Source organism: Pseudomonas sp. 4CAES_32.4 (genome assembly GCF_058136335.1).
The window spans coordinates 4,916,643-4,931,727 of record NZ_CM176882.1 but is presented as its reverse complement, the minus strand read 5'-3'; the positions used below and the strand labels follow the sequence as shown (position 1 = coordinate 4,931,727).

Genomic DNA, 15,085 nt, shown 5'->3' with positions numbered 1-15,085 from the left:
TGAGGCCTTCACAGCCACCGTTGCAGTGGCTGTGAAACCCGATCAGTCAGTCACAATGCGCGAATGCTTCTGGGTGTCCTTCATGGTCACGTACACCAGCAGCGACACCGCGATGCACGCGGTCACATACCAGTAGTAACCGGTTTCCATGCCGATGCTCTTGAACCACAGCGCGATGTATTCGGCAGTGCCGCCGAAGATCGACACGGTCAGTGCGTACGGCAGGCCGACGCCCAGTGCGCGAATTTCTGTCGGGAACAATTCAGCTTTCACCACGGCGTTGATCGAGGTGTAGCCGCTGACGATGATCAGTGCCGCCATGATCAGGAAGAACGCACCCCACCAGGTTTGAATGGTGTGCAGGGTCATCAGGATCGGCACGGTGAAGATCGTCCCCAGTACACCGAAGGCGATCAGGATCGGACGACGACCGATCTTGTCCGAGAGGCCGCCGATGATCGGCTGCAGGCACATGAACAGGAACAGCGTGGCGGCGGAAATGGTGGTCGAGTCGGAGATGCTCATGCCGACGGTGTTCACCAGATACTTCTGCATGTAGGTGGTGTAGGTGTAGAACGCCAAGGTGCCGCCCATGGTCAGGCCGACCACGGTCAACAGCTCTTTCGGGTGGCGCATCAAGGTGCGCATGGCGCTTTCCTTGGACTTCTCTTTCTTGGTGAACGACTCGGTTTCTTCCATGCCGCGACGCAGGTACAGCGCAACCACTGCACACAGCGCGCCGATGGCGAACGGAATACGCCAGCCCCACGCGTACAGCTGTTCAGTGGTCAGCACGTTTTGCAGGACGATCAGCACGCCCAGGGCGATGAGCTGACCGGAGATCAGCGTCACGTACTGGAAGCTGGAGAAGAAGCCGCGACGTTCCTTGGTCGCCATCTCCGAGAGATAGGTCGCCGAGGTGCCGTACTCGCCACCGACCGACAGGCCTTGCAGCAGTCGCGCAAACACCAGCAGGATCGGTGCGCCGATGCCGATGGTTTCGTAGTTCGGGCTGAGGGCGATCAGCAACGAGCCGAAGCACATCAGGTAAACCGAGGCCATCAGGGCTTTCTTGCGTCCGACCTTGTCGGCGTACAAGCCCATCAGCCAGCCACCGATCGGGCGCATCAGGAAGCCGACGGCGAAGATCGCAGCGGTGTTCATCAATTGTGCGGTGGAGGAGCCGGCGGGGAAGAAGGTCTTGGCGAAGTACAGCGAGAAGGCGGCATACACATACCAGTCGTACCACTCGACCATGTTGCCGACGGAACCGCTGAAGATCGACTTGATCCGGCTGGCGGTGGTTCTTTCTTTGGCGGGCACGGCAGCCGACCCAAGAGGCAGGGCGTTGGAGTTATCCATTGAAGGATCCTTCGTTTAATTGTTTTTGTGGAGCGCGTTGAAACGCAGCCTGCGGGGGCTATAGCAGGAGCTGTGCCAACGGGGAGAGGGCCGGTTTAGAGGGGCGAGCAGTGTGGAGTGAGCGGAAATCCGCTTAGGGTTGAGTTGTGATGAGCGGAAAGTTGCTCATTTTGGCCGGTGGATCATTTGTGCCTGGACCGGCCTCATCGCGGGCAAGCCCGCTCCCACAGGGTTTGTGCTGAGCACAGAACTTGTGGACACCACTGACCACTGTGGGAGCGGGCTTGCCCGCGATGAGGCCCGATCAAACACTGCAAAAATCAGCTGCCTGAAACAAACATCTCCCGACTCAACCCATGCCGCTGCATCTTTTCATTGAACGTGCGGCGCGGCAGTTGCAGTTCTTCGAGCACGGCTTTTACATCGCCTTTGTGCCGCGTCAGCGCCGCGCGCAAACACTGCGCTTCGAACGCTTCCTGCTGCGCCGCCAGCGACTGCCCCGGATCAATCCCCGGTGCCGGCTCATCCAGCCCCAGCACTTGCCGCTCGGCCACGTTCGCCAGTTCGCGCACGTTGCCCGGCCAGTCATGGCTGAGCAGATGACTCAGCTGTGCACCCGTTAACGGTGGAAAGGTCCGGCCGAGGCGTTGCGCGGCACTCTGGGCGAAGGTTTCGAACAGCAGCGGAATGTCTTCACGACGATCGCGCAGCGGTGGCAATCGCAGCTCGGCGACGTTCAGGCGATACGCGAGGTCTTCGCGAAAACGTCCGGCTCGGGCTTCGTCCAGTAGATCGGGTTTGGTCGCCGCGACAATCCGCAAGTCGACGCGAATACTCTGGTTCGAGCCCAACCGTTCAAGTTTCTGTTCCTGCAGCACGCGCAGCAATTTCACTTGCTGAGCCAACGGCATGCTTTCGATTTCGTCGAGGAACAGCGTGCCGCCATCGGCGTATTCAAGCTTGCCGATGCGCTTGCCCGAGGCGCCGGTGAACGCGCCGCTTTCATGGCCGAACAGCTCGGCTTCGAACAGTTGCTCCGGGATCGCCGCGCAATTGAGCGCCACAAACGGTTTGTCTGCACGCGGGCCGAAATCGTGCAGGCAACGGGCGACCAATTCCTTGCCGCTACCAGTCTCGCCGCGGATCAGCACATTGACCGGCAGCGCGGCCAGATCGAGCACTTGCCGGCGCAGGGTTTGCAAGCCACGGGACACGCCAAGCAGCGTCGCATCGAGCTTGGCGCGGTTGTCGGCCCGCTCATGCAGGGCACGGTTTTCCAGCACCAGTCGACGTTTGTCCAGCGCCCGGCGCAGGCTGCCGAGCAAGGTTTCCGGGCTGAAAGGCTTTTCCAGAAAGTCATACGCGCCATCGCGCATCGCTTCGACCGCCATCGGCACATCGCCGTGGCCGGTCAGCAGAATCACCGGCAGGTCGGCATCACGCTTCTGTACTTCAGCCAACAACGCCAAGCCACCGATACCGGGCATGCGCACGTCGCTGAGGATCACCCCGGCAAAGTGCGCGGGCAGGGTGGCGAGGCAGTCTTCGGCGCGGCTGAACAGCTGCACCTCGAAACCTGACAGGCTCAGCCACTGTTCGACGGCGCTGCGAATGCTGCTTTCGTCATCAACCACCATCACCGCATTGAGCATCAGATATGCGCCTCCAGATCGATCGGCAAGGTCAGACTGAACACCGCGCCGCTGTCGCCATTTTCGGCGCTCAGACGACCGCCGGATTCATGCACGATGGCAAACGAGACGGCCAGCCCCAGGCCCAGACCGTCACCCACCGGTTTGGTGGTGAAGAACGGGTCGAATACCTGGCCGAGATGCTCTTCGGCAATCCCGCCGCCATTGTCGATCACGCTCAGGCGCCACAATTGCTCGTCAGCCTCCAGACGAATCTCCAGACGTTTGCACGGTTTGCCGTGCATCGCATCGAGCGCGTTGCGCAGCAGATTGATCAACACCTGTTCGAGGCGGATCGCATCACCGCGCACCCACGCCGGACGCGTCAGGTGCAGCACCAGACTGACCTGTTCGTCACGCAGTCGCGCATCAAGCAACTGCAATGACTGATCGACCACCGTGGCCAGGTCCAGCCGTTCGCGCAGACCGCTGGGGCTCTTGCGCGCGAAGGTCTTGAGGTGGCCGGTGAGGGCGGCCATGCGTGTGAGCATTTCATCCACCGGTTTCAGCGCTTTGTACGCATCATCGACACGGCCATGGTCGAGCAGCAGGCGCAGAGTGGCCAGCTGCATGCGCTGAGCGGTCAGCGGTTGATTGATTTCATGGGCCAGGGCGGCGGACATCTGGCCGAGTGCGGCGAGTTTGGCTGACTGCACCAGACCGTCCTGCGCCGTGCGCAAGTCGCGGGTGCGTTCTTCGACCAGTTGCTCCAGTTCTTCACGGCTGCGCTGGCGCATCTTCGCCAGACGCCAGCGCTGGTTGAGGAACAGCAACAGGAACACCAGCGCCAGCCACACACCGGCAGCGGCGAGGCCGGCATTGCGCAGGTCTTCGAACGCCACTTGTGGATGCCGTAGCAGATGCAGGGTCCAGCCTTCGGCGGTCAGCGGCAGCGATTCCCACAAATAGTCCGCCGTGCCTTCCGGGCCTTCGACCCGGCGCAGTTCGCTGTTGTCGTCAAAGCTGCGCAGGGCCAGATGCGTCAGCGGCACCAGCGATTGTTTGTCGTACTGACGCGTCGCTTTCATCTCGGCCATGTCGCTGGCGCTCAGTGGCCGCAACGCGCGATAGCGCCAGCCGGGCTGGTTGGCGATGAAGATGATCCCGCGCGCATCACTGACCAGCAAGGTGTCGCTGCCCTGGCTCCATTCCCGCTCCAGTTCGGGGAATTCCAGCTTGACCACCATCGCCCCGAGGAACTCGTTGTTATCGCCGAGCACTGCGCTGGAGAGGAAATAACCGGGAATGCCGCTGGTCACACCGACCGCGTAAAAACGCCCGGAGCCTTGGGTACGGGTCTGGCTGAAGTAGGGGCGGAAACCGTAGTTGTGGCCGACATAACTGCTCGGCAGACGCCAGTTGCTGGCGGCCACGGCGAGGCCGGTTTGGTCGAGCAGTTCAAGGGTCGAGGACTGCGCCGCGCCGTTGATCTTTTCCAGTTTCAGATTCAGCGCCGCCTGCTGTTCGGCACTCACGGGACCTGCGAGTGCCGTGCGCAATTGCGGATCCAGCGCAAGCACGGCGGGCAGGGCGCGATAGCGATCAATCAGGGTGTGCAGGGAATTGGCGTACAGCGCCAGCTGCTGATTGGCGCGGGCGGCATCTTCTTCCAGTGCCTGACGTTCGGCGTGGCGAATAGCAAGCGTGGCGGCAAGCGCCGCACCGGCGACAATCAGCAGGGTGTACAACGACAGGCGCAAAGTACGGGAGGTCGGCAGCATGCTGGGCGAATGGTCGGCAGGACGGGCGGGCAAGATAGCATGCAGGGTGGCGTCCTGCGCCCTGTTCGCGCGGCGGATGCGTGGTTTTTGACCCACGGCAAAAAGCCCGGTGCGTTGCCCCGGGCCAGCCTCCTATACGGAGGTTTCTCTGACTAGCGTTCGTCCTGGCAGATGTTGCCTGGGTTTGGCTATCGGTCTGCGGGAGCCATCAAGGCTAGCGCCGGCCAGTTCTGCCAGACGCGCGGTGAGACCGTCGGCTTCGCTGGGCGTGTCGGTAATCTCTTGTGCGGTTGCCAGTATCTGGCTGATCGCCTCGAAGGGGTCGATACCATCACGGAGCAATTTCATGACATCTCGTTGTTTGTCTGCCGCCAGCTCACTGAGCTGTGCGTAAAACATTTCCTGAAGCCGCTCCGGGTAGGTATGGAGTGTGTCAGTGAAATCCCTGATTTTCTTTATCAGCTCGGTGCCACCGTTGAGCAGGTCCTGAGCGCCTTCAGCAACGGCATTGGTCACCGTCTCAAGGGTGCCCAAACCTTTCTGAAGTTCTTTGGTGTGCAGCACCTGCGCCGCTTTCAGAGCGTTCTTGAAGAAGTAGTAGCGCAGCAACGGAAACAGAATTGCCCCGACGACAGCACCTGCGGCCATACCAATGCCATTGCCGACACCGGGAACAGCGGTGCCGATGGCCCCTCCTATCAAGGCGCCTTTACCGGCGCCATAAACAGCTGACTTGAGCCCGTGCCTTGATTTAAGGAAACCGAAAAGAGTCACGCTGTTTTGAAGTTCATTGATGTCAGCATCGGGAGCAACCAGCCCGTCGAACTCATCGGCCAGCTTGGCCAACTGATCTGCCGCCGTCTTGGCCTTGCCGATGATGCCGACAAGTCCCATCAGTAATTGAGGAATTCCCTTGAACTCCCCTGTTTGATCGACAAACACCATGGGGTTGTTGCCCACCATTGCATACAGATTCAAGCCATCAACATCTCCCGCCGGGTCAGCACTGACCCAGCGCTGCAACCACGGCGCGTAGTAACGCGAGCCGTAGTAATACAAACCGCTGACATCCATTTCCTTGCCTGAATAACGCACTGTTTTGTAGTCCACCGCCACACGGGAGCTCGGCAGCCACAGCGCCGTGCCACCGAACGGATAGTACGTTTCGCGGCTGATCACTCGGGCTTGCTGATCCAGTTCGAGCAGGCTCGAACCCAAATGATCGTCGAGGCTGTAGCGCAGTTGATTGTTGTCGATATCGGCGGGTGGTTTTGCCTGCCAGTGCAGGCAGCGCACGTTGCCGGGCAGGGTGATGACGTGCAGCTCTTCGCCATTGTCGCGGGTGCGGATTTCCAGGCCCGGCAGGTATCGCACCTGGAGAAAATGCGTGGTGCTGGCGGTGTGGCTTTCGTGGCGTTTGCTCACGCGTTCGCCCTGACTGTAAAGGTAGACCTCGCGGTCATCGGGCAGACCGTTGTCGTGTTTGAGCAGCGTCACTTGTTGCAGTTGATCCTGCACGTTCCACAGTAACTGCGGCCCGTGCTGGAGTTGGCGTTGATTGCCGTGGGGATCGAAATACATGGCGAAGTCCGGCGCCGGATCGCCGGTCTGCCAGCGCAGAGCTCGGTTGCTCGCCGGATCAACGAGCATCTGCCGGGTGTAGCCCCCGACCTCGCGACCATGCACCAGTTTGATCAGGTTGCCGCCGCTGTCGTAGTCGTAATGCTGGGTGTAATTGCGCAGGTTGGCCGGGTCGCTGGGATGCGGCCGACCCGGCAGGTCGGCAGTGGGCAGGGCATCGTGGCCGCTGGCGCGGGTCAGTCGATACAGCGAGTCATAGTCGAAATCGCGATGACCGTCGATGAACTGGTTGGCGAAGTACACCGGCTGGAAGGTCTGATCCTCGATGCGCAGCACGTTGCCGACGGGATCGTAGACATAGTCGAAATGCTGCAAGGGCGGCTGCCCGGCGACCGCTGCCTGCAACGATGCCAGCCGTCCGTTCGCCGGGTCATACAGCCAACGGCTGCGGACGTTGTTGCCGGTGAGCCGTTCGGTCAACTGACCGGCGGCGTTGTACGTTGCATCCTGCACAACCGCCTGCGCCGGTTCGCTGCTCGCGCGCAGCAGCCATACCTGTTTCAGTTGCCCGGCGAGATCGTAATGCAGGGTCTGACGATGATCACCGGCATCAATTTGCATCAGCAACTGGTTCAGCGGGCCGAAGGTCTGATGGCTGCGATGGGGGCGGGCGTCATCGAAGGTGCGGGTCTGGTTCTGCACGTCACCGAGCAAACCGTAACCGTGATAAGCCAGGGTGCCGGAAGGATCGTGCAGCGCCGTCAGCTGCCCGCACAGATTATGCCCGGCGTCGGCAGAAACGTCGGCGTAGGTGTAGGTTTCCAGCGGGGGCTCGCCGTCCACGCCAACCGTCAGAGCCCGAAGCTGCTCATCGTAAGTGCTGAGCCAGTGCTGACCCCGGCCATCCCAAAGTTGCAGTGACTCGCCAGCCGGCCCCGGCAATGTCAGACGCCATCCGGCATCGACGCTGTCGATCTTCAACGGCGCGCCGGTCAAGGTGTAGACCTGGGTCAGATTGGCTTTTGCTGCGTCTGTGAAGCGGGGATCGCGTTGCTCCATCAGCAGGCCCGCCGGCGTGTAGCGCTGGCGTGTCACCCGTGAGCGAGCATTTGCCCCTGTTGTACTGCGCAGATAATCCACCTGGCGCACCGTCAGCTCACGACCGTCCCGTACCCGCAGTGAAGGGGTGTGCCAATGGATCGACTCAGGGTCGGCGTGGGCGGGGAGATTCAACGGATTTACCCCACCAGGCAGCCGCGGCACTGATGCGCGGAAAGCGGTTTGTCTTGGTCTCGCCCTTCTTCAACGCGTGCTGATTATCGGTCGTGCCCATCTCCTTGTAGACGCTGATTCCCTGTTGCATGCGTCCGATGAGATCCAGTGTGCGGCGGGTTTGTTCTGCCAATGCAGAACGATTAACCGGCGCGATCGCTTCCTTCGGCGTCATACCATTGACGTTGGGCATGAAGTCGGCCGGGTTGACCACGTCCGCCCCCAAGGCCGCGAACGCCTTTTCGGCGTTCGCCCAGCGGTCTTCAACAGCGCTTTTCCATTCAGCGAGCATCATGTCGATTTTTTCGATCTTCACCGGGTCGAGTCGGTTCTTGATGTCCTCGGCCTCGATTGCCCTTTGGAACATATTGAGCGCGCCGGGGATGATCGCCAGCCAGGAACTCATGACGCGATTCATGACGAACTCAGGGTTCAGCACACTGTTGAGTGCTGGATGGATCACTTCATCCTTGAGATCGCTCCAGCTTGCGATGGCTTTGCCGGCGCCCGTCGGTAGACCCAATTGGCTGTCAATGGCGGCGATGGACATCGTCGATGTCTGTGGGATGAGCGAGCCCATCATCCCCGAACTGCCGCTCACCGGAGCCGCCATGGCGCCGGCCAGATCACCGCCGAAATTGCCGCCAATCAACGCATTGGAATCGCTGAATTGCAGCATGTGCGGAGCGCTCGGCAGCACCTGCCCAACCTGTTGCGCCCCAAGCGCGCCGCCCTCATAACCGAGGAAGCCCAGCGCCGTTTCGCCAGCCAGATTCATCATCAGATTCTGCGTAATGTTTTCCTGATGAATGACATTATGAATCTGCACCAGCGTGCGTTCGGCGTGCTCATTGAGTGCGGAAATAAACGCCGAGTAGAGCAGAATTACTCCCTCGGCTCTCGATCCGCCCGACGGGTCTATATAACGAATCGGGTTGTTGCCGACGAACCCATACAGGTTCAGCCCGTCGACATCTCCCCCCGGATCGGCGCTGATCCAGCGTTGCAGCCACGGCGCGTAATAGCGTGCGCCGTAGTAATACAGACCACTGACGTCCATTTCCTTGCCCGAATAGCGCACGGTTTTGTAGCCCGCTTCGATGGTCGAGCGTGCCGCCATCCATGCGGTGGCGCCGAACGGGTAGAAGCCTTCGTGGCTGATCATGCGTGCCTGTTGATCGAGTTCCATCAGGCTGGAACCCAAGTGATCCTCCAGGCTGTAGCGCAACTGATCGGCATCGATGCCGGTCGGTTTTCCTGTCAGCCAATGCAGGCAACGGACATTGCCTGAACCGGCGGCCAGGCTGATGACGTGCAGCTCTTCGCCATTGTCCTTGCGACGGATTTCCAGCCCCGGCAGATAGCGCACGTCATGAAAGTGCCCGCTCGCGGTTTCCAGGCGTTTATGCACGCGTGCGCCCTGGCTGTAGTAATAGTGCTCGGCATCGTCGACAGCACCGTCGCGCTTGACCAGGGTGACCGTTTCCACGTCATCAGTGGCGCTCCATTGCACGTCCTGGCCCGGTTGCAAGGCCCGCAGATTGCCGTTGCGGTCGAACAGTTGCGCGAAGTCAGGTTGTGGATCGCCGGTCTTCCAGCGCACACCCTTGTTGCTGGACGGGTCGATGAACATGCGCAGGGTCTGGCTGGCGCCGTCGCGCACGTGCACCGTTTCGATGAGGTTGCCTCCGGCATCGTAGGCGTAGGTCCTGGTGTAATTGCGCCGGTCAGCAGGGTCGTTCGGCTGCGGCAGACCGGGAATGTCCGAGGGGAGAGCGTCGTCGTAACCGCTGGCCTGGACCAGTCGGTACAACGAGTCATAGCTGAATTCGCGATGGCCATCGATGCGTTGATTGGCAAAATGGCTGGGGCTAAACGCGTGGTCGAGAATGCGCGTGGTGTTGCCGACCGGGTCGTAGGCGTATTCGAAATCCTGCAGCAGCGGCTCCCCAGGTTTCTGCGAGGTTTGCCGATGCAGCAGGCTGTTGGCCGCGTCGTAGGACCAGCGGCTGATCACGCCATTGCCCGCGTGTTGTTCGATGATTTGTCCGCCAGCGTTGTACAACGCTGCCTGCAGAATCGCTTGCCACGTCGGCTGGCCATTGAGGCGCAGTGCCAGGTGAGTGAGCTGGCCGGCGACGTCGAAACTTGATTGCTGGCGGTGTCCGCCGGCGTCGGTTTGCTCCAGCAGGGCACCTAACGGACTGTGGGTACGCTGGCTGGTATAGGCCTGGGTGTCGAGAAAGGTTCGGGTTTCTTTCAGCGCCGCACCGAGCAGGCCGTAGCCATGAAAGTCCACGCGGCCCGTAGCGTCGCTCAAGGTAATCAGTTGGCCGCGCAGGTTGTGACCGGCATCCGCCGCAGCGGTGGCGTAGGTGAAGACTTCGTAGTCGGCGACGGCGTTTTCTGCAATGGCGATGATGCGCAGATAATCATCGTAGGTCGTGCGCCAATGGTTGCCGCGTGCATCCCAGTGTTGCAGTGCCTGCCCGGCGAGCCCCGGCAGGTTCAGACGCCACCCGGCGTCGACGCTGTCGATTTTCAGCGGCGCACCGGCAAGGGTGTAGAGCGTTGTTGCATTGGGCGCTGTCAGGCGCGGATCCCACTGCGCGATCAGCCGCCCGGCGGCATCGTGTTGTTGTCGCGAAGTCAGCGTGGTGGCAGGTGCATCGGCCAGGCTGCGCAGATAAGCGACCTGACGTACCGGCAAACCGCGTCCGTCGATCACCGAGAGCGCTGGTGTACGGCGATGCAGGTTGACGTTCATCGGCGCACCTTCTCCGGTGCCGGTTCAGCGGTGTCGTTGAAGTCTTCGCTGATGTGATACCAGGGATGATAGGTCTCGCGGGAGAAATCCTTTTTCGCATTGATCAGTTTGATGGGGCGCCCGAGCGGGTCGTAGAACAGTTGATCGTAATACCCGAGTTCGCGCAGGCACTGGTCATCGACATAGCCATGGCGGTCGGCGAAGAACGGCCGGAACTGTCGCACCGGCAGCCCTTTGTTGTTGTATTCGACGCGCTCGCTGATACGCCAGCGCGGCTCGGCCTGCACCTCGCGAAGCTTGCCGTCTACGACCAGCAGCGCGCCGTCATCCCCCACCGCGTAGGCCATGCCGGGATCGACCAATTGCTGCGTTTGCAGCGCGCGGCCAAAGCCGTCGACACACGCCTTGATGATCTGCACTTGCGCCGGCACCGGGTCATCCGGGTAGCGGTCGGCGCTGAGCACGACGGTGTGCACCGGTTCGCGGGGCAGGCTGGCGATGATTTCACGCAGGGACTGTTCTGCTGGCGCCAGCGCGGTGTTTTGCAACAGGCGTTGGCGTGCGCTGGCGCGGACATGACCGCAGGGCAGGATCAGCCGGGCGGCGATCCAGTCGGCGCACAACGGCGAGTCGAGATCGCCCGCGGGCAGCTCGCCCATCCAGCTGAACAAGTCCTTGCGCAAGGTGCTGGCGGCTTTTTGCACCGCGCCGTGCGGATCGTCGATGGCGGTGTCGGGCCGATGATCTTCCGGCCGCACGTAGTCGGTCAGCGCATGGAAACCGGCGGCCACCGCGTTTTCGGTGCCGTGGAAACTGATCGCCAGCGGTTGCCCGGACGGCTCGTAAAGCGCTTCCTGAATGTTGTCGTTGGCATCGATGATGCGCAGCGCTTGCAGCGCGTGATAGTCGTATTCGACCTGGGTTGTGCAACCGTCCGGCAACGTCACTCGAGTGATCGCCACATGAAAATCGTCGTACTCGGCGGTGGTCACGCCGTGGCTCGGCGTCTCGTTGAAGGCGCACACTTTGTAGAAGCCTTCGGCGTTCTTGTATTGAGCGAAGCTATAGCGCGATGACCACAGGTCGTCTGCGCGAGGGGTGGCTGACGCAGCCTCGAACAGCGGCGGCATCGGCGTGTAACCGATCTCGGCCAGTGCTACGCGGATATCGAAGGGCGGCGGCAGAATGTCGTAGGCCTGCAGTGCGGTCTTGTCCATCATGGCCACTTCCAGCGGAGCGACCAACGCTTCGAAGCGGGCCTCGCCGTCCGGCAACGGCGCTTGATCGGCGGTGTTGAGATAACGCTGCACGGATTGCCGGGTCAGCACCCGCAAGGCTTGCCATTCGGCGGAGTCTTGATGCTGGCTCAGATGTTCAAACGACACCTGCTGCGGATTGAGGCCGGCGGGCAACGAGCCTTTGGGCAACACCAGAGCATTGCCGCGTTGCTGCCAGGGCAACCCCAGCCGCCAGTGCTGCGGATCCTGATCGAGGTGGATGAACCGCGCGCAGCTTTCATTCAGGTAGAACTGTTGCTGTGCCTCATCGTGGGCGTCACGCCACCACTGTTGCTCATCCGGGTCGGTGAAGGGCGGTTCGGCACTGTCAGTCAGACGACGGGCGTAGTGCACGGTCAGGCTGTGTTTGGGCTGGCCGTATTCGTCCTGGCACAGGGCAATCTCATGGCTGCACAACGGGTCGTCGACAAAGCGCTCGTACTGCCAGGTGATCTTTTCCAGGGCCATGGGCAGCAGCACGATGGCACTGTCGTGGGACCCGCGAGGGCGGACTTCGCGCACGCGGTAGCGATGTTCTTCCACAGCGTAAGGGGTTGCGGTGGCCGGGTCATCTTCGCTTGCCCAGGTTTCCACGCGTACGATCGACCCGACCAGCGCCCGGGCGATTTCATAGCGGCTGGTATCGTCCGCTGGCACGAGCGTTTCGTCGCATTCATCACTGGGGTGATAACGGCTGAACAGGGTTTCGCCCAAAGCGACCGCCGCCTCATCGCGATCGAAATAGCCGTCGCGCCGTCGGTTCATCGCTTGCCCGGTATGAAACCAACTGCACACCCGCGCCGGTGCAGAAAACCCGACGTCGTCATCGCCACTGGCGCTTTCGCTGTCGTGCTGCTGGATGTAGCCGAAACCGCGAAACTCGCGCTCGCGGCCATCGTAGACCCCCTCGCCATAGACGAACGATTGGCGCAGGGCGTTGCCGGTGATTTCGTCGCGTTGGCACTGCTGTTTGACCACCGACACCGGGAACGGCAAGTGGCAGACGGGCAGGCGTTCGAGGTCGAGTGCGCGCTGCTTTTCATCCAGCCATTCCTGCGCCGAACTGCGGTACTCGACCGTGGCGCTGCAGCCCATGTTGTTATTGCTTGCCGTGAGCAGATAGGGCTTGGCAGCGACGAAATCGTAGCGCCAGTGCTGCGGCTGCACGTGCGGCACCGTCAGGATCAGGCTGGCACAGCCCAGGCCTTGCAGGTCGGCGAAACTGACCTGACACAGGCGTTCATAGCGCACGCCTTCTGGCCACGCAACGTGGACGGGCGTTTGCTCCAGACCGTTGCCGCCGAGGTTGCGATAAATCTCGAAACCGGCGGACTTCAGGTAGATCAGCGCCGGAGCGCCGGAGCCATCGAGGTCGGCAAGGCGCACCCGTTCGGCGTTGAACTCGGAATAGGTGAAGGGCAGGGCGCTGATGACCCGGCCTGCAGCGAATTTGCCATGGCCCAGGTTCGGCCAGCATTTGATTTCGTTGTGGCGAATGCGCGTCAGTTCAGGCAGGTCACCGCCGAGCAGATTGCCCAATAGCACCAGCTCGTTCTGACTGTTGCTGAACAGCGGCAGACGATCGTCCTCGGCGGCGTGCTCAACGGTTTGCGCCGGAGCAAAACCCTCTTCGCGGCGGTTGGCGTACAGGCGCACCGAGCGCGGACCGATCAGCGCCAGCGAACCGAGGCCGTCACCCGACAGGTCGCCCAGTTGTGTCAGGGTATTGAAGTATTCGACGGGAAACTGCTTGAACGCAGTGTACGGCGCCCAACTGTGGTCGGCGTTGAGCGTGCGAAAACCGCTCATGCCCGGTTGCGCGGTGACCCAGTCCAGACGTCCATCGCCGGTCAGGTCGGTGAGCAGTTGTTGCACGGAAGGATCTTGCCGGGCGACGGGAATGCTGCTCAGTGCGGTCCATGGGCCATAGCCGATAGCATCCGCCCCGCTGCTGCCGCGCAATGGCTCGCGGTAATACCATGCCTGGGCATAACGACAGAGAAACCCCGGCACGCCTTCGCCATACAGATCGACGCACTGATAGAACCGGCCGTCGTCGATGCCCGGCATGTGCTCCGTTTCGAACAGTCGGGTCGGGATCGTGTTGATCGTGAAGGCGCCATAGTCGAACTCGACGGGCGGACTGTTTTCGACAAAGCCGCTGGCATCGTAAGCCTGATAGTGCGCAGCGCTGATCTGGCTGAACGACCATTGCGCAGTGCTAGCGGGAGCGCTGTTGGCATATTCCAGCAATAGACGCCGCACCAGCACCGGTTTGCCGCGCAGCTTGACGGCAAAGTGGTGGAACATCAGCACTTGCTGACACAGCCGTCGCGTGCCGATCTCGAAGCCTTGGCCATACGTCGAGAACGGATCCTCGCGCGTCAGCCAGGGTTGCAGGGTGTCGCCGTCGTACACCGGGACTTCAGTCAGCGAGCGGCTGCGTTCGCCGTAATCGAACAGCAGGTGGAAATGCCATTCCAGATCCGCCGGGTTTTCCGTACCGAAGGCGTAAGGCGTGGCCTGCGCCTGGGCATTGCCGTAGAGCACTCGCCACAGATAGCGTTGGGCGCGGTAATCGCGTATGTCGTCGAGATCCTGGTCGTCGGCCTTGTACTCGAAACAAATGTGCTCACCGTGGGCGTTCAGGCTCTCGCACAGCAACCACGCGCCGGTTCGTTGCGCATCGTCGGGATCGGCTCGGCGTGAGTCGGCGGTTTTGCCGTAAATGTGCAACGAGCCATCGCTGCCATGCACCAGCCAGAACGCCGTCGATGCCGGCTCGGTGCTCTGCCAGCGTTCGCGCAGGGCGAAATCGCTTTCGACCCGTGGCCAATAACGCACCACCCGATGCTGGCCGATGGCGATGCCGTTGTAAGTACTTTCGAGGCGTGATTTGAGTTCGCCGTCGTCATCGCGTTCCGGCAGCCAAACTTCGCCGTCATGGCCGACGATCTCGTCGTTATCCGTGTAACGCGGCACGCCTTTGTGGGTACGACGGCTGATCTGGCTGATGCCCAGGCTCCAGCCGATGCCGAACGGGCCATTGCCGGCCTGGTTGCTGTAACCGAGCGACAGTTGCGGGTCCCAGCCTCGTCCGGCGGACAGCGGCAGCGGCAGTTGAAACGACGCCGCGCCAGTCGGGCCGACCGCGCCCCAGCTTTTGCCGATGGTGGCGATGGTCGAGCTTTTGGCGATGGATGGAGTAACGATGCTCAGGTCTTGCTCGGCCATGATTGCGTCCATTGCACGGGGAGGGCGAACGTGGATTGACGCTAACAAGACTGGAGCGGGGCGTAACCTGTCAGATCTGACAGGGCAGCAAGATCGAATAGTTCGGACGAACAGCTTTTTTATCGCCAAAACAAAACGGCCGGCTCACCTTTGCGGATGAGCCGGCCGTTTCAATGGGGC

General features: G+C 61.5%; 6 protein-coding genes. All 6 read right to left on the bottom strand.

What is annotated here, in order from left to right:
* Positions 1–42 precede the first annotated feature (42 nt).
* Positions 43–1,362, bottom strand: a complete 1,320-nt coding sequence (locus AC3Y64_RS22100; protein ID WP_103306415.1) for an MFS transporter — start codon at positions 1,360–1,362, stop codon at positions 43–45.
* Positions 1,363–1,682: 320 nt separating this feature from the next.
* Positions 1,683–3,014 (bottom strand): sigma-54-dependent transcriptional regulator, encoded by a 1,332-nt coding sequence (locus tag AC3Y64_RS22095; protein WP_489985251.1) that lies wholly within the window; start codon positions 3,012–3,014, stop codon positions 1,683–1,685.
* Positions 3,014–4,774 (bottom strand): ATP-binding protein, encoded by a 1,761-nt coding sequence (locus tag AC3Y64_RS22090; protein ID WP_489988019.1) that lies wholly within the window; start codon positions 4,772–4,774, stop codon positions 3,014–3,016. The genes AC3Y64_RS22095 and AC3Y64_RS22090 overlap by 1 nt, the downstream gene beginning before the upstream one ends.
* A gap of 132 nt (positions 4,775–4,906) precedes the next feature.
* Positions 4,907–7,588: an RHS repeat-associated core domain-containing protein gene (locus tag AC3Y64_RS22085; protein ID WP_489985250.1), complete on the bottom strand. Its 2,682-nt coding sequence runs from the start codon at positions 7,586–7,588 to the stop codon at positions 4,907–4,909.
* Positions 7,560–10,394, bottom strand: a complete 2,835-nt coding sequence (locus AC3Y64_RS22080; protein ID WP_489985249.1) for an RHS repeat domain-containing protein — start codon at positions 10,392–10,394, stop codon at positions 7,560–7,562. Before AC3Y64_RS22080 ends, AC3Y64_RS22085 begins: the two co-directional genes overlap by 29 nt.
* On the bottom strand, positions 10,391–14,905 hold the full coding sequence (locus AC3Y64_RS22075; RefSeq protein WP_489985248.1) for a SpvB/TcaC N-terminal domain-containing protein: 4,515 nt from the start codon (positions 14,903–14,905) through the stop codon (positions 10,391–10,393). Before AC3Y64_RS22075 ends, AC3Y64_RS22080 begins: the two co-directional genes overlap by 4 nt.
* Positions 14,906–15,085 lie beyond the last annotated feature (180 nt).

What these genes read in the sequence shown, in the direction of transcription:
- AC3Y64_RS22100 (WP_103306415.1), bottom strand. Translation starts at nt 1,362, where the DNA reads ATGGATAACTCCAACGCCCTGCCTCTTGGGTCGGCTGCCGTGCCCGCC.
- AC3Y64_RS22095 (WP_489985251.1), bottom strand. Translation starts at nt 3,014, where the DNA reads ATGCTCAATGCGGTGATGGTGGTTGATGACGAAAGCAGCATTCGCAGC.
- AC3Y64_RS22090 (WP_489988019.1), bottom strand. Translation starts at nt 4,774, where the DNA reads ATGCTGCCGACCTCCCGTACTTTGCGCCTGTCGTTGTACACCCTGCTG.
- AC3Y64_RS22080 (WP_489985249.1), bottom strand. Translation starts at nt 10,394, where the DNA reads ATGAACGTCAACCTGCATCGCCGTACACCAGCGCTCTCGGTGATCGAC.
- AC3Y64_RS22075 (WP_489985248.1), bottom strand. Translation starts at nt 14,905, where the DNA reads ATGGCCGAGCAAGACCTGAGCATCGTTACTCCATCCATCGCCAAAAGC.